The sequence below is a fragment of the Plantibacter flavus genome (assembly GCF_002024505.1).
In the GTDB taxonomy this organism is placed as follows: domain Bacteria; phylum Actinomycetota; class Actinomycetes; order Actinomycetales; family Microbacteriaceae; genus Plantibacter; species Plantibacter flavus_A.
This window is the reverse complement of record NZ_CP019402.1, coordinates 358,111-378,305: the sequence shown is the minus strand read 5'-3', so window position 1 is coordinate 378,305 and position 20,195 is coordinate 358,111. Positions and strand designations below refer to the sequence as shown.

General features: G+C 69.8%; 21 protein-coding genes. 14 read left to right on the top strand and 7 right to left on the bottom strand.

Features of this window, described 5'->3' with window-relative positions:
• Nucleotides 1–3 precede the first annotated feature (3 nt).
• From BWO91_RS01755 to BWO91_RS01710, 11 genes are all read left to right on the top strand, one after another.
• Nucleotides 4–1,230, top strand: coding sequence for a TerC family protein (locus tag BWO91_RS01755; protein ID WP_064295868.1), 1,227 nt, complete (start codon nucleotides 4–6; stop codon nucleotides 1,228–1,230).
• A gap of 128 nt (nucleotides 1,231–1,358) precedes the next feature.
• The gene (locus BWO91_RS01750) at nucleotides 1,359–1,952 is read left to right on the top strand and encodes a TerD family protein (RefSeq protein ID WP_064295867.1); all 594 of its coding nucleotides are present in this window, start codon (nucleotides 1,359–1,361) and stop codon (nucleotides 1,950–1,952) included.
• A 58-nt stretch (nucleotides 1,953–2,010) separates the two neighbouring features.
• Nucleotides 2,011–2,589, top strand: a complete 579-nt coding sequence (locus tag BWO91_RS01745; protein WP_064295866.1) for a TerD family protein — start codon at nucleotides 2,011–2,013, stop codon at nucleotides 2,587–2,589.
• A 52-nt stretch (nucleotides 2,590–2,641) separates the two neighbouring features.
• Nucleotides 2,642–3,853, top strand: coding sequence for a toxic anion resistance protein (locus BWO91_RS01740; protein ID WP_079000817.1), 1,212 nt, complete (start codon nucleotides 2,642–2,644; stop codon nucleotides 3,851–3,853).
• Between the two features lie 54 nt (nucleotides 3,854–3,907).
• The gene (locus BWO91_RS01735; RefSeq protein WP_064295864.1) at nucleotides 3,908–4,423 is read left to right on the top strand and encodes a hypothetical protein; all 516 of its coding nucleotides are present in this window, start codon (nucleotides 3,908–3,910) and stop codon (nucleotides 4,421–4,423) included.
• Nucleotides 4,423–4,974 carry a TerD family protein gene (locus tag BWO91_RS01730; protein WP_064295863.1) on the top strand — a complete coding sequence of 184 codons (552 nt, stop codon included), beginning with the start codon at nucleotides 4,423–4,425 and terminating at the stop codon, nucleotides 4,972–4,974. The genes BWO91_RS01735 and BWO91_RS01730 overlap by 1 nt, the downstream gene beginning before the upstream one ends.
• A 3-nt stretch (nucleotides 4,975–4,977) precedes the next feature.
• The gene (locus BWO91_RS01725; protein WP_079000815.1) at nucleotides 4,978–5,814 is read left to right on the top strand and encodes a hypothetical protein; all 837 of its coding nucleotides are present in this window, start codon (nucleotides 4,978–4,980) and stop codon (nucleotides 5,812–5,814) included.
• A gap of 2 nt (nucleotides 5,815–5,816) precedes the next feature.
• Nucleotides 5,817–7,010 (top strand): HpcH/HpaI aldolase/citrate lyase family protein, encoded by a 1,194-nt coding sequence (locus tag BWO91_RS01720; RefSeq protein WP_071261351.1) that lies wholly within the window; start codon nucleotides 5,817–5,819, stop codon nucleotides 7,008–7,010.
• 85 nt (nucleotides 7,011–7,095) lie between these two features.
• A complete protein-coding gene (locus BWO91_RS19535) occupies nucleotides 7,096–8,490 on the top strand; it encodes a phosphoribosyltransferase domain-containing protein (RefSeq protein ID WP_167620421.1) in 1,395 nt (464 codons plus the stop codon).
• Nucleotides 8,487–9,641 carry a cysteine protease StiP family protein gene (locus BWO91_RS19530; protein WP_167620420.1) on the top strand — a complete coding sequence of 385 codons (1,155 nt, stop codon included), beginning with the start codon at nucleotides 8,487–8,489 and terminating at the stop codon, nucleotides 9,639–9,641. The genes BWO91_RS19535 and BWO91_RS19530 overlap by 4 nt, the downstream gene beginning before the upstream one ends.
• The gene (locus BWO91_RS01710) at nucleotides 9,638–10,450 is read left to right on the top strand and encodes a hypothetical protein (RefSeq protein ID WP_079000813.1); all 813 of its coding nucleotides are present in this window, start codon (nucleotides 9,638–9,640) and stop codon (nucleotides 10,448–10,450) included. The genes BWO91_RS19530 and BWO91_RS01710 overlap by 4 nt, the downstream gene beginning before the upstream one ends.
• A gap of 12 nt (nucleotides 10,451–10,462) precedes the next feature.
• On the opposite strand, the gene BWO91_RS01705 is transcribed toward BWO91_RS01710, so the two are convergent.
• From BWO91_RS01705 to mobA, 3 genes are read right to left on the bottom strand one after another with little or no spacing between them, the layout of a single operon-like run.
• On the bottom strand, nucleotides 10,463–11,701 hold the full coding sequence (locus BWO91_RS01705) for a molybdopterin molybdotransferase MoeA (RefSeq protein WP_079000812.1): 1,239 nt from the start codon (nucleotides 11,699–11,701) through the stop codon (nucleotides 10,463–10,465).
• Nucleotides 11,698–11,970 carry a DUF6457 domain-containing protein gene (locus BWO91_RS01700; protein ID WP_071261359.1) on the bottom strand — a complete coding sequence of 91 codons (273 nt, stop codon included), beginning with the start codon at nucleotides 11,968–11,970 and terminating at the stop codon, nucleotides 11,698–11,700. Before BWO91_RS01700 ends, BWO91_RS01705 begins: the two co-directional genes overlap by 4 nt.
• Complete coding sequence (mobA, locus tag BWO91_RS01695) at nucleotides 11,967–12,644, bottom strand: molybdenum cofactor guanylyltransferase (protein WP_079000810.1); 678 nt, start codon at nucleotides 12,642–12,644, stop codon at nucleotides 11,967–11,969. The genes BWO91_RS01700 and mobA overlap by 4 nt, the downstream gene beginning before the upstream one ends.
• A gap of 93 nt (nucleotides 12,645–12,737) precedes the next feature.
• On the opposite strand from mobA, the gene fdhD reads away from it, so the two are divergent.
• Entirely contained in the window at nucleotides 12,738–13,616 is an 879-nt protein-coding gene (gene fdhD / locus BWO91_RS01690) for a formate dehydrogenase accessory sulfurtransferase FdhD (RefSeq protein WP_071261361.1), read from the top strand.
• A complete protein-coding gene (locus BWO91_RS01685) occupies nucleotides 13,613–15,904 on the top strand; it encodes an FdhF/YdeP family oxidoreductase (protein WP_079000808.1) in 2,292 nt (763 codons plus the stop codon). The genes fdhD and BWO91_RS01685 overlap by 4 nt, the downstream gene beginning before the upstream one ends.
• A 40-nt stretch (nucleotides 15,905–15,944) precedes the next feature.
• Here BWO91_RS01685 and BWO91_RS01680 read toward each other — a convergent pair whose 3' ends face one another.
• The 4 genes from BWO91_RS01680 to BWO91_RS01665 form a co-directional block, all read right to left on the bottom strand.
• Nucleotides 15,945–16,205 carry a hypothetical protein gene (locus BWO91_RS01680; protein WP_064295852.1) on the bottom strand — a complete coding sequence of 87 codons (261 nt, stop codon included), beginning with the start codon at nucleotides 16,203–16,205 and terminating at the stop codon, nucleotides 15,945–15,947.
• Nucleotides 16,206–16,295: 90 nt separating this feature from the next.
• Entirely contained in the window at nucleotides 16,296–17,240 is a 945-nt protein-coding gene (locus BWO91_RS01675) for an alpha/beta fold hydrolase (RefSeq protein WP_079000806.1), read from the bottom strand.
• 209 nt (nucleotides 17,241–17,449) lie between these two features.
• Entirely contained in the window at nucleotides 17,450–18,622 is a 1,173-nt protein-coding gene (locus BWO91_RS20390; protein WP_079000804.1) for a hypothetical protein, read from the bottom strand.
• Nucleotides 18,623–18,754: 132 nt separating this feature from the next.
• The gene (locus tag BWO91_RS01665) at nucleotides 18,755–19,156 is read right to left on the bottom strand and encodes a (R)-mandelonitrile lyase (RefSeq protein ID WP_079000803.1); all 402 of its coding nucleotides are present in this window, start codon (nucleotides 19,154–19,156) and stop codon (nucleotides 18,755–18,757) included.
• A gap of 132 nt (nucleotides 19,157–19,288) precedes the next feature.
• Here BWO91_RS01665 and BWO91_RS01660 point away from each other — a divergent pair, with 132 nt between their 5' ends.
• Nucleotides 19,289–20,182 (top strand): DUF808 domain-containing protein, encoded by an 894-nt coding sequence (locus BWO91_RS01660; RefSeq protein ID WP_079000801.1) that lies wholly within the window; start codon nucleotides 19,289–19,291, stop codon nucleotides 20,180–20,182.
• Nucleotides 20,183–20,195: the final 13 nt, after the last annotated feature.

The following is a 20,195-nucleotide window of genomic DNA, read 5'->3' as shown; positions in this document are numbered from 1 at the left end:
CCCATGGAAATCCCCGGATACGTCTGGCTGCTGACGATCGTCGGCATCCTGGCCCTCCTCGCCTTCGACTTCATCTTCCACGTACGCAAGGCCCACGAGCCGACGCTGCCGGAAGCCGCGAAGTGGTCGGCCCTCTACGTCGGTTTCGCCCTCATCTTCGGTGTCGGCGTCCTCATCTTCGGCGGCGGGACGCTCGGGTCCGAGTACTTCGCCGGCTACATCACGGAGAAGGCCCTGTCGGTCGACAACCTCTTCGTCTTCCTCATCATCATGTCGAGCTTCCGCGTGCCGCGTGCCGACCAGCAGAAGGTGCTGCTCTTCGGCATCGTCTTCGCGCTCATCGCCCGCACCGGGTTCATCTTCCTCGGCGCCGCCGCGGTCAACGCGTGGTCCTGGCTGTTCTACATCTTCGGCGCGTTCCTCATCTTCACCGCCGTCAAGCTGCTCCGTCCGGAGGAGGAGAACGAGGACGAGGCGAACAACTTCGTCATCCGACTCGCCAAGCGCCTCTTCAAGACGACCGACCGCTACGACGGCGACAAGCTCGTCACCATCGAGAACGGCAAGAAGGTCCTCACCCCGATGCTGCTCGTCATGGTCGCCATCGGCGGCACCGACCTGCTCTTCGCGCTCGACTCGATCCCCGCGATCTTCGGCCTCACGCAGAACGCGTACATCGTCTTCACGGCGACCGCGTTCTCGCTCCTCGGCCTCCGTCAGCTCTACTTCCTCATCGACGGCCTGCTCGACCGCCTCATCTTCCTCAGCTACGGCCTGGCGGCGATCCTCGGTTTCATCGGTGTGAAGCTCGTCCTGCACGCACTGCACGAGAACACGCTGCCGTTCATCAACGGCGGTGAGCACGTCCCGGTCTTCGAGATCGAGACGGGCCTCTCGCTCGCGGTCATCGTCGGCATCCTCCTCGTGACGGTCCTGCTGTCGCTCCTCAGCCCGGCGGGCCGTGCCCACACGATCATCAGCGACGCCCGCAGCCAGGCCAAGAAGATCGTGCTCCACGCGGACTCCCCCGAGGACATCCCGGTCGGCCACCACGTGGACGAGGTCGAGCTCGAGACGAGCTACACCCGCATGGTCGAGCGCCAGAAGTCCTTCGCCAACCTGAAGCCCAAGCACCAGGCGAAGGCGGCCGACGACGAGGAGCTCCAGCGGCTGCTCGCCCGAGCCCACGAGCTGCAGGCCAAGGGCTCCGACTCACGCGGCCTGCTCTGAACGGACCGGGAATCCGGGCGCTCGCCCGGCTGAACCGATAACGTGGACGTGCGCTCCCGGCTTCGGCCGGGGCGCACGTCCCACACCTCACCACCAGCTACACGATGAAGCATCAAGGAGACGGAACCATGGGTCTGAGTCTGGAAAAGGGCCAGTCGCTCTCACTGACGAAGCAGGACGGTGGCTCGCTCACGCGGATCCGTCTCGGCCTCGGCTGGGACGGCGTCGCACCGGTGAAGCGCGGCTTCTTCGGTCGCGCAGCCTCCGCGCCCGACATCGACCTGGACGCCTCGGCGATCTTCTTCGACGCCACCGGCAAGGTCCTCGACACCATCTGGTTCCAGCAGCTCGCGAGCAAGGACGGCTCGGCCACCCACACCGGCGACAACCTCACCGGCGCGGGCGACGGTGACGACGAGACCATCCTGGTCGACCTCTCGAAGGTGGCGCCGTCGGTCCAGCAGATCGTGTTCGTGATCAGCAGCTACAGCCGGCAGACCTTCGACACGGTGCAGAACGCCTTCAGTCGCATCATCGACGACTCGACCCCCGGCTCGCCCGAGGTCGCCCGCTACCAGCTCACCGACTCCGGGCCGCACACGGCGATGATCATGTCGAAGGTCTCGCGCGAGGGCAACGGTTGGACCTTCAAGGCGATCGGCGAGCGCGCCAACGGGCGCTCCGTCATGGATCTGCTCGGTCCGGCCGCCCAGGCCCTCTGAGCACCACCCGCAGTAGTCCCCCGCGCGTCAGCGCAGTTCCGAAGGAGAAGCGATCACCATGGCAGGACTCACCCTCGAAAAGGGCAACAACCTCTCGCTCACCAAGACCAGCCCCGGCCTGACGGTCGCGACGGTCGGCCTCGGGTGGGACCCGCGCACCACGAGCGGTGAGGCCTTCGACCTCGACGCCTCGGCGCTGCTGATCGGCGCGAACGGCAAGGTGCGCTCCTCCGCCGACTTCATCTTCTACAACCAGCCCGCCTCGGCGGACGGTTCGGTCAAGCACCTCGGTGACAACCGCACCGGCGACGGCGAGGGCGACGACGAGCAGATCTCGGTCGACCTGAACGCGGTCGGCGCCGACGTCGAGCGCGTGGTCATCGCCGTGTCGATCGACAAGGCCGACGAGCGTCGCCAGAACTTCGGCCAGGTCCGCGGCGCGTACTGCCGCATCGTCGACCAGGACGGCACCGAGATCGTCCGCTTCGACCTCAGCGAGGACGCCGCTCCCGAGACCGCCATGCTGTTCTCGGAGCTCTACCGCAACGGATCCGAGTGGAAGTTCAAGGCCGTCGGCCAGGGCTACACCACCGGTCTCGCCGGCATCGCCGGCGACTTCGGCGTCCCGCTCGGCTGAGCACCGACGCCTCCACCACGAGCAAGCCACACACGAGAGCAAGGTCGACCGCATGAGCACGCCACTCACTCCGCCAGACGCCAACGAACAGGCCGCAGCCTCCCTCGTGCTGCACGCTCCGGACGCACCGGACGTCGTGCAGGCCGAAGAGGCGCCGGGCATGGTCCCGGTCCCGGCGGAGCGCCAGACGGAGATCCAGCAGCAGGCACGCTCGTTCGTGTCCGAGGTCGCGACGCTCGACCCGCGCTCCCCCGAGTTCACGCAGAAGATCGAGGGCATCTCCCAGATCGGCGGCAAGGAGATGGTGCAGTCGAGCGGGTACTCCTCGCGCATGCTCGACCGCTCGTCGACCTCGGTCGCCGGGGCGAAGCGTTCGGGTGACAGCGCGCAGATCAAGGTCGCGACCACGCTCGGCGACCTCCGCAGCACCGTCGAGGACCTCACGCCCAACCAGGCGGACCTCGGCGTCGGCCGCAAGATCCTCGGGTTCATCCCAGGCGGCAACAAGCTCGCCAAGTACTTCCAGAAGTACGAGTCCGCGCAGACCCAGCTCGACAAGATCATCAAGTCGCTCATGGCCGGACAGGACGAACTCCTGAAGGACAACGCCTCGCTCGCGGGCGAGAAGGTCCAGCTCTGGGAGACCATGCAGGCGCTCAGCGAGTACGCCGTCTTCGCCAAGGCGCTCGACGCCGCGTGCGTCGCCAAGATCGACGAAGCCCGCTCCGCCGGGCGCATCGAAGAGGCGCAGAAGCTCGAGGCCGACGTCCTCTTCCCCGTCCGTCAGCGCCATCAGGACATCCTCACGCAGCTCGCCGTCTCGGTGCAGGGCTACCTGGCGATGGACCTCATCCGCAAGAACAACCTCGAGCTCATCAAGGGTGTCGACCGCGCGCGCACCACGACGATCGCCGCTCTTCGGACCGCCGTCGTCGTCGCGCAGGCCCTCGCGAACCAGAAGATGGTGCTCGACCAGATCGACGCGATCAACACCACGACGAACAACATGATCCTGCAGACCAGCGAGATGCTGAAGGACCAGACGACGCGCATCCACCAGCAGGCGTCCACCTCGGGCGTCAGCGTCGAGACCCTGCAGCGCGCGTTCGACAACGTCTTCCAGACCATGGACGCGATCGACACCTTCCGCGCCGAAGCCGCCAAGAACATGGAGGGCACCGTCAACGCGCTCGAGTCGGGCCTCGAGAAGGCGAAGCCGTACCTCGAGCGCAGCCGTCAGGCCGAGCAGCGCGAACTGCGGTAGCCTCACGCTCGGGTGACCGGGCGCACGGGTCGCTGAGGACGAAGGGGACGAGGGATGGCATTCGGACGACTGCTGAACGCACTGCGGACCGGCGGGGCCGAGCCGCTCGGCGTCGTCGACGCCACGCCGGCGCCCGTCGGTGAGACGGAGGACGAGCAGACCGCTCGCCACCTCGACGAACTCCGCGACTCGGTGCGCTCCGTGGGGCGCGACCTCCCCACGCTGATCACCTCGCAGCTCCGACAGATCGACGACCAGTTGCGCCTCGTCGTCGCGACGATCGCCGACCAGGGTGCGTCGACCGAACAGCGCGTGCTCCTCGCCGCGATGGTGACGGACTACCTCCCGAGCCCGCTGCGTTCCTTCCTCGCGCTGCCGGCCGCGGACCGCACCGACGACTCCCGCAGCACGATCGTCTTCGCCCGTCAGCTGGAGCTCATCGAGGAGACCATCCGCGACCTCCTCAACCAGATCCGCATCGGCGCGATCGCCGAACTCTCGACGCACGGTCGGTTCCTCTCCGACAAGTTCCAGGAGCCCGACGCCGGTCTCGTGCTGGGTGCGCACTGATGGCGTCACTGATCGCGGGCGCGAACGCCGCGCTCACCGCAGAGAACCCCGGTCTCGACGCGGTGCTCATCGGGTTCGGCTGGGACGTCATCGCGAGCCGTGGGCCGCAGAGCGAACCCGTGCCGCTGGCGATCATGTGCGGCGACGACGGCAAGGCGCTGTCCGACGACCACCTCGTGTTCTTCAACCAGGTCGAGAGCCAGGACGGCGCGGTCACCTTCTCGTCCGAGGCCGACGATGAGGAGATCGACGTCGAGCTGTCGCGCGTGCCGGACGCCGTGTCGAAGATCGCCTTCCTGCTCTACATCGACCCCGACGTCCGCGGCCCCGGCGACTTCTCGCCCGTGCGCTCGGCGTTCGTCCGCGTCGCAACGCCCGACGGTCGGGAGCTCGTGCGCTTCGACGTGCCGATCGCCGAGGTCCGCAGCAGCCAGGCGCTGCTCCTGGCGGAGCTGTACCGGCACCGCTCGGACTGGAAGTTCCGCGCCCTCGGACAGGGGTACGCCGGCGGTCTCGCGGGCGTGGCACGCGACTTCAGAATCGACCTCTGAGCCGTGCCGCTCAACACCTCCCCGGTGCGACGGGACATCGACTACCTCCGTCGTCGGGTGAAGCCGAGGCCCGCGCCGGTCGCGCAGGAGGAACCCGTGGCGAGCGCCCCGGCGGCACCTCCTCCTGCAGCGCCGGCCGCATCGGCAGCACCGTCGACCGGACTCACGCTCGGTGGGCCGTCCACGTCCGCCGCCGCACCCCCTGCCCCGGTGGCATCGGCAGCGTCTGCACCGTCGACGGGACTCTCGCTCGGCGGATCCTCGTCGACCGCTCCCGCTGCGCCGTCGGCACGCCCGGCCACCACGCCCGCCGCAGCTCCGACGACCCCACAGCCCTTCCCCGCCCCGACGGCCGAGGAGATCCGCGTCCTCGACGACGAGACCCCGCTGGTCCGGCTCGACCCTCGTCAGTCGGCGATCGGCAGCCTCATCGTCGGCGGAGCGACGGCGATCGTGTGGGAGACCGTCGAACTCGTGACGGGGGTCGCGACCGCCGACGGCATCGACGGCACGCCGGTGACGACGCCCGGCAACCGGCCGCTGCTCGGCTTCGACGGCGGCGACGCGATCCTCGCGCTCCGGCACGTGCACCTCATCCGGCGGGCGTTGTTCGTCGGCACAGCCGGTCACCCACTGACGGTGCAGCTCTTCGACGGCGAAAGCTTCGCCGCCGCTGACGACACCGCCGCACCGCCGGTCGTCTCGCTGCTGCGCATCGGGTCGAGACTCGAACTCCGCCTCGAACCCCTTCCCGCCGAGATCCCCCTCCAGACGCTCTTGCAGCAGTTCGGCTTCGAGCCGACGCCGTACGTCGTCGCCCGCGAACCCCGGAGACGATGACCATGCGCCACTTCAGTTACGTCGACGACAAGCGCGCGTCGCGGTTGTTCCACAAGCTCCCGAGCCCCATCAGCATCGACTCCCCACCGGAACACGTGGCGGCGGCACTCGGCGCCACCCTCTACAGCCCGGGCACGCGCCCGACGCTCGCGAAGGACGTCGTGAAGCAGGCGAAGCACGGCTGCCTGAGCATGGTGCTGTGCCTCGAGGACTCGGTCCCCGACGACGCGGTCGAGTTCGCCGAGACGAACGTCGCGGAGGCCATGCAGCAGCTCGCCGCCAAGAGCTCAGGGTCCAAGCGCCCGGTGCTGCCGCTGCTCTTCATCCGCGTCCGCACGCCCGAGCAGCTCGAGCGGGTCGCCGGGCTCCTCGGTCCGGGACTCGACCTCCTGAGCGGCTTCGTCATCCCCAAGTACGAGAACAGCGACGGGGTGGCGGACCGCTTCTTCGAAGCACTCGGTCGCGTGCAGCGCGACTACGGGCAGGACGGGTCGAACGGCGCGCGTCGGCTCCGGGTCATGCCGATCCTCGAGTCGCCGCGGATGATCCACCGCGAGACCCGCGACGACACCCTCTCCGGGATCGTCGACGTCACCAAGGCCCACCGCGAGGACGTCCTGGCGGTCCGGATCGGCGCCACCGACCTCTCGAGCGCCTTCTCGCTCCGGCGCTCCCGCGACCTCACCGTGTACGACGTGAAACTCGTCTCCTCGGTCATCGCCGACGTCGTCAACGTCTTCGGTCGACCGGGCGACGACTTCGTCATCACCGGCACGGTCTGGGAGCACTTCCACAACGCGGAGCGGCTCATGCGCCCGCAGCTGCGCATGACGCCGTTCCAGGACGCGAACGAGGCGCAGCTGCGTCAGAAGCTCCTCCTCAAAGGACTCGACGGCCTCATCCGCGAGATCGCGCTCGACCAGGCGAACGGTTTGCTCGGCAAGACGGTCATCCACCCGAGCCATGTGCCGGTCGTCCACGCGATGTCGGTCGTGAGCCACGAGGAGTACGTCGACGCCCTCTCGGTCGTCGGCGACGTGGGCGGCGGCGCCAACGCCTCTCCGTACCGGAACAAGATGAACGAGATGAAGCCGCACCAGGCGTGGGCGCGCAAGACCCTGCTCCGCGCGGAGGCCTTCGGGGTGGCTGCGGAGGAGACGACCTTCGTCGACCTCCTCGAGACGAGCATGCGGTGACGGTATGGACGGGCCGCTACTGGGCCGTGGCAGAGAACACGACCTTCGTCGACCTCCTCGAGACGAGCATGCGGTGACGGTATCGATGGGCGCATGGACAGGCGGTTTCGTGCGCGACGCCGTCGGCATCGGCCTGCGCTCGGACGCGTCCCGGAGCCTGATCCCGGTGGAGGACCTCGTCGGTCTGGCGCTCCGCGACAACCCCAAACGCGCTCAGCTGCTCGTGTCGACGGTCCTCGCCAAACACGTGCCGACCGTGCCCGGCCTGGCACTCGCCGCCGGAGAACTGCTCGGACTGCTGGTGCGGAGCGCGCTCGACGGCAGCGATCCGGAGACGGCTCCGTTCGACACCGTGGCGCACCTCCTGGCCCGACGGGAACGGCCGGATGCTGACGGTCTCGCCGCCCTCACCGCCGTCCGTGAGCACCTCGCCGAGCTCCGCGATGCAGCCCCAGCGGCCGGCCCGGAGCTCGTCACCGTCGGTTATGCCGAGACGGCGACCGGGCTCGGCCACATCGTCGCCGACGCGCTCGGCTCGCCCTACCTCCACTCCACGAGGCACGAGGCGGACGTGCCCTTCACGCCGTTCGAGGAAGAGCACTCGCACGCGAGCGACCATCGCCTGTATCCGAGCGACCCCGCGTGGGCCACGGCCGGCGGGACCACGGTGCTCGTCGACGACGAGTTGAGCACCGGCCGCACCGTCCGCAACACGATCACCGCGCTGCACGCCACCACACCGCAGGCGCACTGGGTGGTCGCGGGACTCATCGACCTCCGTTCGGATGCGGACCGACAGCGCTTCGACGACCTCGCCGACCGGCTCGGCACCCGGATCACCGTCGTGGCGCTCGGCGTGGGTGCCGTCGACCTTCCGGAGGACGTCCTCGCCCGCGCGCGAGCGGTCATCGACGCCGCACCCGCCGCGTCGTCCGCCGGATCGACCACGGCCGGCGACGTCGTCGTCGTGGACGCATCCGACCTGTCGCCCGTGCGGAGCGCACGCTTCGGTGCGCCTGGACGCCTGGACGACGCGATGACGGCCGCGATCGCCGACCGGGTCCTTCCGGAGCTGCCGGACGGCGAGGTGGTGGTGCTCGGCTCCGAGGAGTTCATCGCGGTACCGCTGGCCGTCGCCGCCCACCTCGACCGCACCCGCGGAGCGACGCGCTTCTCCACCACCACTCGGTCCCCCATCGCCGTGATCGACCGTGACGACTACGCCATCGCGAGCGCGGTGTCCTTCACCAGTCATGACCGCACCATCGACGGCCTCGGGCCCCGCTTCGCCTACAACCTCTCCCGCGGCGGTTCACGGTTCGCGGCGGTGGTCCTGTTCCCGGAACCGGGGGCCGACCGAGAGCTCCTGCTCCGGCCCGATGGCGTCGTCGACGCGCTCCGGACCGTCACCGACCGCGTCATCGTCGTCCTCCTCACCGAATCCGTCCCGACCCCAGCCGAATGGAACCCCGCACCGTGACCATCGACGCCGCCGCCCTCCCCGAGCCGCTCACCGGACCGGACTTCGGGTCCTACGACGCCTCGGAGGTGCGCTGGCTGCTGACCGACCTCGGCGACACCCGCCTCGAGGCCGACGCCTCCGAACGTGAGGCCGCGATCCAGAGCGGTCGCGCACATTACGCCGAGTCGCTGCCCATCGAGTACCTGCCCTCCCCCGAGTACGAGGAGCTCTATCGCGACGCTCTCGCGCGGTCGAGCCGTCGCCTCGCGGTGGCCGTCGGCGTCGTCACCGACCTGGTCCTGGCCTCCCGTGCGAACCGACCCGTGCTGGTCTCCCTCGCCCGCGCCGGAACGCCCATCGGGATCCTCATGCGTCGCTGGGCGATGGAGGTCCGAGGGATCGACGTGCCGCACTACACGATGAGCATCGTGCGCGGGGTCGGCGTCGACGGGACCGCGCTGCGCTACCTCGCGGCGCATCACGACCCGGAGCAGATCGCGTTCGTCGACGGCTGGACCGGCAAGGGCGCCATCGCGCGCGAGCTGACGGCGGCGCTGGAACTCTTCGCCGAGACCGACGGCATCCGCTTCTCCGACGAGCTGGCTGTCCTCGCCGACCCCGGCCACTGCGTGCCCGTGTACGGCACCCGCGACGACTACCTCATCCCCTCGGCGTGCCTCAACTCCACCGTCTCCGGCCTCGTGTCCCGCACGGTGTACAACCGCGAGCTGCTCTCCGACGACCAGTTCCACGGTGCCAAGTTCTACCGCGAGCTGAGCAGTCACGATGTCTCCGGCGCCTTCCTCGACGCGGTCTCGGGCCGCTTCGCCGAGGTGGTCGACGACGTCGCCGCGGGTGTTGAGGAGGCCTCGACGGCCGACCGTGAACCGAGCTGGATCGGCTGGGAGGCCGTCGAACGGATCCGGGAACAGTACGACATCCCGACCGTGAACCTCGTGAAGCCGGGTGTCGGCGAGACCACCCGCGTCCTGCTCCGCCGAGTTCCGTGGAAGGTGCTCGTGTCGCCGGACGCCCTCGACGACGTCGCGCACGTGCTCCTGCTCGCCGAGCAGCGCGGTGTGCCGGTCGAGGTCGTGCCCGGGTTGCCCTACAGCTGTGTCGGCCTCATCAACCCGTTGAGCGACGCCGCGGCGGGAGACGCCCAGTGAGCGCCCTCGTCGCCTGCGACCTGGATCGCACCCTCATCTACTCGCCGAAGGCGTTCTGGCTCGAGACGCCGGACCCCGAGGCGCCGTCGATCATCGTCTCGGAGCTCTGGAACGGCGTGCCGATCTCGTTCATGACGCGCGAGTCGGAGCGCCTGCTGATCGAGCTGCGCTCGCAGGCCGTGTTCATGCCGGTCACGACGCGGACGGTGGCGCAGTATCAGCGGGTGCAGCTGCCGGGCGGCGCGCCCGCCTACGCGATCACGAGCAACGGCGGCGAGATCCTCGTCGACGGCGTCCCGGACGCCGATTGGCGCGACCGAGTGCGAGCGCACCTCACCGACCACACCGCTCCGCTCGACGTGGCGCTCGCGCGCTTCGAGGAGCTGGCTTCGCCGACCTGGATCCTCAAGACGAACGTCGCCGACGCGCTGTTCTTCTACTCGATCGTCGAGCGCGACGCGATCCCGGCGGGCTGGCTCGAGCAGGTCGAGCAGGAGTGCGAACGGCTCGGGTGGACCGTGTCCCTGCAGGGACGGAAGCTCTACTGCGTGCCGCGGACGCTCACGAAGCACGATGCGGTCAGTGAGGTCGCCCGCCGCCTCGACGGACCACTCGTCCTCGCGGCCGGTGACTCGCTCCTCGACCAGTCGATGCTGGAGACCGCCGACCTCGCGTTCCGGCCGGCGCACGGCGAGCTCGACGACGAGGGCTTCACGATCGACACGCTGACGGTCACCGAGCGGCGCGGCATCCTCGCCGGCGAGGAACTGCTGCAGCTGATGACGGCTGCGGCCGTCCGGGGCCGCTGACCCGAGGCCCGATCACCAGGGCAGGTCGAGACTCGGTACCAGGCCGCCCGCGGCCGCGCCGGAGCCCGGGCACACGAGCACGCCATCGGCGTCGGCGAGCCCGCGGAGCATGGCTGCTCCCTGCCATGGCGTCGGCTCCGCATGCGGCGTCGCCGAATCGGGATCGTGCACCGAGCGGTAGGGGCGCAGCACCGTCCCTGAGCGGGCCCCGTCGACGGGCGAGGCGAGCACCGCCGGTCGCAGGGCCGGGAGCTCGAGTCCCTGGAGGCCGGCGAGCACCGGGTGCACGAGCGTGAGGACGCTGAGCAGGGCGGCGAGCGGGTTGCCGGGCAGGCCGACGAACAGGCGACCGTCCGGCAGCCGCGCGAGCAGCGCAGGGCCACCCGGGCGGACGTCGACGCCGTCCACGAGGAACTCGGCACCCGCGTCACGGAGCAACGCTCGGACGTGATCGGCTCGGGAGTCGCCGGTACCACCCGTGGTCACGACGAGGTCCCGCTGGTGGCGGGCGGAAGCGGTGACCGCACTCGTCAGCCCGAGGGCGTCGGCCGTGGTGGGCGCGTCATCGCCGACACGGACGCTGGATGTGACGACGCCTCCGAGCGAGGCGATCACTCCCGGGAGCGATGGGCCGAAACTGTCGCGGACGAACCCCGGGCCGGGAACACCGCTCGTGACGACCTCGTCACCCGTGAGGACCAGGCGGACCCGCGGTGTCGGCACGACGGGCACGCGGTCGAAGCCGGCGCCGACGGCGACAGCGAGGTGGACGGGACTGAGACGCGTGCCGGCGTCGAGGACGGTCGACCCCGCGGGTGACTCGGTTCCGGCGGGTCGGATGTGCCGCCCCGGCCGCGGTTCCCCGCTCGGGGCGGACGGTGCGGGGTGAAGGCGCGCTGATCCCGAGCCATGCCCGATCACGCCGTGCTCCAGTTGGAGGACCGCATCGGCGCCCGACGGGATCAGCCCACCGGTCAGGACGTCGACCGCGACACCGTCGCCGAGTCCGACCGACCGCGCGCGCTCGGCGTCCTCACCGGTCAGCAGGGTCCACGGGCCGCTCCCGGCCACCACCCAGCCGTCCATCGCCGAGGAGGCATAGTGCGGGATCGCGATGGGCGAGACGAGCGGCGCCGCGAGCACGTGTCCGAGGGCCTCGGCGAGCGTCAGGGTGTCGACGACGTCGGACCGATGCGCCGCACCCGTCGCATGCGCGATGCTGCGAGCGTCCCACCAGGAGGCCCTCGTCATGCGGTCGTGTCCGAGGCGACCAGCCGTTCGACGGCCGCGGTCGCAGCCTCGGCGGCGGCGACCGGATCCGCACCGCTCGCGAGCGCCTTCCCGACCGCGATACCGACGAGGTAGGTGGTGAGCGGGGCGGCGGGACGCCGCACGGCGTGCGCGGCCGTGCCCGCGAGTCCGAGGACCGCGTCGATGTCGACCCCGACGTCGCCGAGCTCCAGCTCGGCGGACACTCGTTCGGTCCAGTCCGCGAGGACGGCGTGCAGGTCATCGGTCATGGGAGACGCTCCTCAGGGTCGGCGGTCGGAGTGGTGGACATGTCCGGCACCGGCGACTCGCCGGCGGTGTCGACCCCGAGTTCGGCGGCGTCGGCCCAGGTGTCGACGTCGGCCGAGCCGCCGTCGGGAACGGACACCTGGCGGAGGACGAGTCCGGCGAGCAGCTGGCGGACGGAGACACCCGCGAGGCCACCGCCGGGTTGTGACGCCCGGAGTTCGGCGACCCGGCGTTCCAGGGCCTCCCGGTGGTAGACGGCGAGCAGCGACTGCTCACGACCGGAGTCGTCGACCGCGACCCAGCCGTCGGCATCGGTCCCGGCCGTGGCGGCGGCTGCCTCGAGCACCACGGCGAGCGCCGGCGCGGCATCCGGCATGTCGCAGGCGAGGACGGCGACCTGTGCGGGGCCCTCGGTCGCGACGCCGTCACGCAGGGCGTCCAGGCCCGCCGCGATGGCCGCAGCGGGGCCGCCGAAGGCGGGGCGCTCGCGGACGAAGCGGACCGGAGCGGTCGTCTCGAGCTCGGGGCCGACCACGACGACACGGCCGCCGGCCGCCCGCGCAGCATCGATCGCGAGCTGGAGGAGCGTCCGCCCGTCGCGGAGCAACGACGCCTTCGCGACGCCGCCGAGGCGGGAGGACCGCCCTCCCGCGAGGATGATCGCATCGACGGACATGGCACCAGCCTAAGCCGCGATCCAGCCCCCGAGGCGGCTGCGGATCCGGTGAGGCACCTTGCCCTCGTCCGATGGTGGTGATAGCCATGAGCCATGACTCGCATCACGGCGCGCAGACGCGTCACCCGCATCACGGTGGGACAGCCCGCACGCACCCGCGAGGACGTCCTCGCCGTCGAGGAGCCGCTCGAGATCCGCGTCGGTGGTCGTTCGCTCGCCATCACGATGCGGACGCCCGGCCACGACGTCGACCTCGCGATCGGCTTCCTCGTCTCTGAGGGCGTCATCGGTCGGGGTGACGACGTCCGGACCGCGCGGTACTGCGCCGGCGCGACGGACGAAGGTGTCAACACGTACAACGTGCTCGACGTCGCCCTCTCGCCCGGCGTTCCCGCTCCGGATCCGAGCCTGGAACGGAACTTCTTCACCACCAGCTCGTGCGGCCTCTGCGGCAAGGCGAGCATCGACGCCGTCCGGACGAGTTCGCGGTACTCCGTCGCGGACGACGACTTTCGCCTCGATCCGGCGCTCCTGGTGACCTTCCCCGACCGCCTCCGGGCACAGCAGGCGGTCTTCGAGCGCACCGGCGGTCTGCACGCCGCAGGCCTGTTCGACGCCCGGACCGGCGAGATGCTCGTCCTCCGCGAGGACGTCGGCCGACACAACGCCGTCGACAAGGTCGTCGGATGGGCGGCGAAGGAGGGGTTGCTCCCGCTCCGCTCCATGGTCCTGATGGTGTCGGGTCGCGCGAGTTTCGAGCTCACGCAGAAGGCCTCGATGGCCGGCATCCCGATGCTCGCAGCAGTCTCCGCTCCGTCGTCGCTCGCCGCCGAACTGGCCACCGAACTCGGGATGACGCTCGTCGGCTTCCTCCGTGGCGACTCGATGGTCGTCTACAGCGGAGCACGTCGACTCGCCGACCCGGCCGAAGGCTCGGCACCAGCAGCACTCCAGACCGGAGCGAACGCATGAGCGCCGAACCGCCCGTCGAGGACGTCACGGACGCCGACATCGAGGTCAGCCAACCGAAGCACGTCGCCGTCGGCCTGCCCGGCATCCTGCACTCGATGGAGCCCGCCCTCCGGCAACTCGGGCCGAAGCGGACCGCGGAGCTGTTCACCTCGATCAACCAGCGCGGCGGCTTCGACTGCATGAGCTGCGCCTGGCCCGACCCGGACGACCGCAAGAAGCTCGAGTTCTGCGAGAACGGCGCAAAGGCCGTCATCTGGGAGGCGACGCCGGTCGTCATCCCGAGCGCCTTCTGGGCCGAACACTCGCTCACCGATCTCGCCGACAAATCGGAGTACTGGCTCGGCATGCAGGGGCGACTGTCGGAGCCCGTCTACAAGCCGGCCGGTTCGGACCACTACCGGCCGGTGAGTTGGGACGAGGCGTTCGCCATCGTCGGCGAGCAGCTGCGCGGTCAGGAGTCCCCCGACGAAGCCGTGTTCTACACGAGCGGCCGGGCGTCGAACGAGGCGGCGTTCGTCTATCAGCTCTTCGTTCGCGCCTTCGGGACCAACAACCTCCCCGACTGTTCGAACATGTGCCACGAGTCCACCGGCACGGCGCTCGGCGAGGTCATCGGTGTCGGGAAGTCGACCATCCGGTACGAGGACTTCGAGCAGGCCGACCTCATCATCGTGATGGGCCAGAACCCGGGCACGAACCATCCCCGCATGCTCACGGCGCTCGAGGACGCGAAGCAGGCGGGCGCGACGATCGTCTCGGTGAACCCGCTGCCAGAGGCGGCGCTCGAGCGGTACAAGAACCCGCAGACGGTCCGCGGCATGGTCGGGCGCGGCACGGTCATCTCCGACCAGTTCCTGCAGATCCGGCTCGGCGGCGACATGGCGCTGCTGCAGGCGGTCTCGAAGCGGGTCCTGGAGGCCGAGGCGGCGGCTCCGGGGACGATCCTCGACCACGCGTTCCTCGCCGAGCACTGCCTCGGACTCGAGGAGCTGACGGCCCACCTGGCCGACCTCGACGAGGCTGCGGTGCTCGAGGCGACCGGCCTCACGAGCGAGCAGATCGACGAACTCGCCGAGCGCTACATCGCGTCGAACGCGACGATCGTCACCTGGGCCATGGGTCTGACCCAGCACAAGGCGGCGGTCAACGGGATCAAGGAGATCATCAACCTGCTCCTCCTCCGCGGGAACATCGGCAAGCCCGGCGCCGGTGCGTCGCCGATCCGCGGGCACAGCAACGTGCAGGGCGACCGGACGATGGGTATCTGGGAGCAGATGCCCGAGTCCTTCCTCGCCGCCATGGAGCGTGAGTTCGCGGTCCCGATGCCGCGGGAGCACGGGGTCGACGCGGTGAACGCGATCCGAGCGATGCAGCGGGGCGAGGTCCGCACCTGGATCTCGCTCGGCGGCAACTTCGTCGCGGCGATCTCCGACACCGCCGCCGCCGAGGCCGCGATCCGTGGAACGCAGCTGTCCGTGCAGATCTCCACGAAGCTCAACCGCTCGCACGCGGTCACGGGCGAGGCGGCGATCATCCTGCCGACCCTCGGGCGCACCGAGATCGACCTGCAGGCGAGCGGGCCGCAGATGGTCAGCGTGGAGGACTCGGTGTGCGCTGTCCATGCCTCGCACGGCCGCATCCCGCCGGCAGCGCCCGGTCTGCTCTCCGAGGTCGCGATCATCACGCGCCTCGCGCGAGCGACGCTCGGCGAGGACTCGGGCATCGCCTGGCAGGCGTTCGAGGACGACTACGACACGATCCGCGATCACATCGGACGGGTCGTGCCGGGCTGCGAGGGGTACAACGAGCAGATCCGCCGCGAGGACGGCTTCGTCCTGCCGAACGGGCCGCGGGACTCCCGCACGTTCACGAACCCCGAGGGTCGCGCCCTGCTGACGGTCAACGAGCTCGAACCGATCCACTGCCCGCCCGGTCGGCTGCTCCTGCAGACCCTGCGTTCACACGACCAGTTCAACACGACGATCTACAGCCTGAACGATCGGTACCGCGGCATCAAGAAGGGCCGGAACGTCGTCTTCGTCAACCCGGACGACCTCCGCGACCTCGGCCTGGAGGACGGGCAGACGGTGGACGTCTTCAGCGAGTGGGCCGGGCAGCCGGATCGGGAGCTCCGCGGCTTCCGCGTCGTCTCCTACCCGACCGCTCGCGGATGCGCCGCGGCGTACTTCCCCGAGGCGAACGTCCTCGTCCCGCTCGACTCGACGGCCGACCGCAGCAACACCCCGGTCTCGAAGGCGATCGTGGTGCGGTTGCAGCCGGCGGCCTGACAGCCGGAGCGACGTCGACCCGGGCGACGGTCTGAGCGGTTCATTCGTACGCTCGGAGGAGTTGCCAGCGTCCGCGCGCGGCATCGAGTCGGATGTCGAAGACGAAGGACCGGCCGTCTGCAGCGGTCGCCTGGAACCGCCAGGCGGGGGTCGCCGCGGGCGGATGGGTGACGAACGAGACGTTCGGCTCGAGCGGGGTCGGGGTGTCGGTGACGAGGTACCGGGCTCCATCCCAGAACAGTCGCTCCGGCACGCCTGCCGGCGTCGTCCAGACCGCGATCTCGGTGCTCGTGATCAACATGCGTGGCCTCCCGTCGTTCGAACATACGTTCGATAGAGAGTGAGCCTAACCCGACATCCGACGACACGCCAGCCCGGATCGGCCGGGGATTCAGTCTCCCGGCGTGTCGGCGAGGAACCGCTCGATGTCCTCGCCCATCACCGTCGCCTCGGTGTGGTGCAGGTAGTGGCCGCCGTCGAGTCGGACGAGCTCACCCCGCTCGACTCCGGCGAGCTGCTCCTCGTGGAGGGGCACCCAGTCGGAGAGTTCCGGGTCGTCGCCGACGACGAACATGAGGATCGGCAGGTCGGCCGGGAACGCTTGGGATCGGGCCGCCTGGAAGTTGCCGGGCGTGTGGGCGATCTCGTCGAGCAGCGTCGGCGACATCGCATTGCGGTTCGTCAGGATCGCGAGTTGGCGCTTCGTGTCGGCGTCGTACGGGAGGCCCTCGTACGGGTCGGGCGCGATGGCGGTGAGGAGGCGGAGGATGCCGAGTGCCTGCAGCGCCTCGACCCCGTCCGTCGGCGTCGGCTCGTCGCTTCCGGGCTGGGTCGGGACGCTCGTATCGATCCCGATGAACGCCGTCACCTCGGCGCGGAACCGCTCCAGATACTCGAGGGCGTAGACACCGGCGATCGAGTGTCCTGCGAGGACGTAGCGGTCGATGCCGAGGTGCTGCAGGGCGGCGTGCACCTCGCCGGCGATGTTGGCCGAGGTCCGGGGCACGTCCGTCTGATCACTGAGGCCGTAGCCGAACGGCTCGACGACCACCACCCGGTACTGGTCGCGGAGCTCGTCGACGAGCGGCTCGAAGTCGAGGCCGGGAGCCGCGGTGCCCTGCCCGGGCAGCAGGACGATCGTCTCGGCGCCGGAACCACTGATGACGACGTTCATGTCCTTGCCGTCGACGTCGACCGTCTGCCCGTAGGGCTGCAGTTCGCCCGCTTCCGACGAACTCGCCACGGCGTTCACGATGCTCGTCGTCGCGAGGCCCGCCGCGACGAGGCCGGCGATCGTGGCGATCGAGATCAGTGGAACCTTCAGGAGCTTGCGCATCGTCACCCATCGTGTGGAGCCAGCGGCGGGCGGTCGCACCGCGCCGATTCCATACTCATGGGGCGAGCGCATCACCACATCCGCCGCTGGGCGAAGACGTGCCAGGTGTGGCTACGCAGTTGTGCGCAAGCAGAACCCGACTCCGAATGCGACCGACGACGGAGCCGGCTGGAAGCGGTCGGCTGCCAGCCGGCTCGTGGTCGGTTCGCCTACTCGGCGGGCGGCGGGCTCTGCGGCTGCGCCGGCTGCTGTGACTCCGCCGGCTGCTTCGGCTCCTGCGGAGGGCGGGACTCCTGCGGACGCTCCTGGTCCTGCTGCGGAGGCGCGGGCGGAACCGGCGACGACGGAACCTGCGGCTGCGGAGGGCCCCACTGTTGCGGCGCGGGCTGTGCCGGAGCAGGCTGGCCGGGCGCGGAGCCCTGCCAGGACGGCGTGGGCCACTGCTGGCCCGGCTGCGGCGGGGTGGGCTGCTGCGGTGCGGGCTGCCCCTGGTACGGCTGCCCCTGGTAGCCCTGCCCGGGGTGCCCCTGCCCGTACTGGCCGGGGTTCGGCTGGCCGCCGTACGGCTGCTGCTGCCCCTGGCGCGGCGGCTGCGGGTACGGCTGGGCCTGATACGACTGCTGCGGCTGCTGTCCCGGGTAGAACTGCTGGCCCTGGTATCCCTGCTGCCCCGGATAGCTCTGAACCGGGTAGCCGGGTGCGGCCTGCTGGTACACCTCCGGGCGGTACGGCCGCTGCCCGTAGGTCACCCGCTCGCCCTCCGGCTTCGGCGAGAACGCCCGGACGATGACGGGGATCACGGCGGAGATCGCCGCAGCGAGCGTTGTGGCCGCGGCGATGCGCCACCACCAATCCGCCCAAGTGCCCTCGGGGAACGCCATGGGCAGCACGAGCACGAGGACCGTGGCGATGATCAGCGCGATCGTCACGATGCCGGTGGCCCTGACCACGGTGGACGTGGCGCGGGTGACGAAGTGGAGGAAGTACACCTGAATGATGATGAGCGCCAGACGCACGATGATGAGGATGCCGAGGAACAGCATGATCTGCGTGGACCAGACGAACCCGTCGGAGGTGTTCGGCGGCTGGAGCCACCCGTTCCACAGCTTCAGGAGGCCGACGGTGACGAGGAAGATGTTCACCAACGTCGACGCCGCGAGATACCACTTGTTGGGCCCGTGCCCTGCTGCGGCGTCGAGTGACACGGCACCGACGAAGGCCGCGAGCAGCAGCAGCGTGAGCCAGACCCGCCCGGCGATGTCGGCCTGATCGCCGACGATGATGAAGTATCCGCCGATGATCGCCGCTGCGACGAGCGTTCCGATCGTCAAGGTCAGCGCGAGCACGGCCGACCGTGAGCGGCGCGGTGTGGTCTCGACCATTCGAAATCCCCAATCTGTCGTGAGTGCCAACAGTACCGGGGTGGCATCCGCATGGAAGGGAGGCCTCCCTACCTCCGGGGAGGACGCCCGCTTCTCCACAACGGAGAAGCGGGGCCGCGGTCGGGCAGTCGGTCAGGGGCGGTGGTAGTCGGCTTCGGCGACGTGCTCGAGCCAGGTCGTGCTCATTGCCGGGTCGTCCGCCTGTTCGAACATCGCGAGGTGCTCCATGTAGTCGTCGGGCGTGGCTCCGTGCCAGTGCTCCTCGCCGGGTGGGGTGTAGACCGTCTGGCCCGGCCGGACGACGAGAACGGCACCGTCGCGCGTGCCCATGAGGGCGACTCCCTCGGTGACGTGGAGGGTCTGCCCGTTGGCATGGGAGTGCCATGCGGTGCGGGCGCCGGGGAGGAACCGCACCTTCGCGACCACCATGTGCTGGCCGTCCTGCTGCGGCGCGGCCAGCAGGTCGAGGTAGACATCGCCGGTGAACTGCTCGGCGGGGTTCTTGATCGTCGCGGGTTTCGGTTGGATCTGCATACGGACGACGCTACGGCCGTGCACGTCGGCGAGGGAGTGTCCAGCAGTACACCCTTCGGCGATCACGACAGTACTGTGGACTCCGTCCCCGCAGAGCCCGCAGCGGTGTGACCCCGAGCCAAGGAGAAGCACATGTCGGTCGGCCTGCTCGCCGTTGTCGATGACATCCTCAGCGCAGCCCTCAAGGCGAGTGCGAAGACCGCCGGCGTCGTCATCGACGATGCGGCCGTCACCCCGCAGTACGTGCAGGGGCTCACCCCCGCTCGGGAGCTGCCGGTCGTGTGGCGGATCGCCCGCGGCAGCCTCATCAACAAGTTCGTCATCATCATCCCGATCGCCCTGCTGCTCACGGCGTTCGCCCCCTGGGTGCTGCCGTTCCTCCTCATCGTCGGAGGCACCTACCTCTGCTTCGAGGGTGCGGAGAAGGTCATGGAGTGGTTCGGCATGCACCACGCCGAGGCGGAGGAGGACGTCCGCGACGAGAAGAAGCTCGTCTCCGGGGCCGTCCGCACCGACCTCATCCTCAGCACGGAGATCATGCTCATCTCCCTCGCCAGCCTCGACTCGGGGCTCGGCATCTGGATGACGCTGGGCGCCCTCCTCGTCATCGGCCTCGTCATGACGGCGGTCGTCTACGGCGCGGTCGCCCTGCTCGTGAAGATCGACGACATCGGACTCCGGCTCATGAAGAACCCGTCACGCGGCGTCCGCCGCACCGGTGCACGGATCGTCGCGTCGATGCCCGCGGTCTTCCGCGTCATCAGCATCGTCGGCACGGTCGCGATGCTCTGGGTCGGCGGCCACCTCGTGATCGCGAACCTCGCCGAGACGTTCTGGCACGGACCGTACGACCTCCTGCACGTCGTCACCCACGCGATCGAGGCCGCCGGACCGGTCGTCGTCTGGGTCGCCGACACCGCGATGTCCGCTGTGTTCGGTGTCGTCCTCGGCCTGATCGTCGTCGCGATCGTGACCGGGATCTCGCGCCTGCGGTCACGGAACCAGCCCGCGAAGGCAGCTCACTAGCGGCGACAGCCGA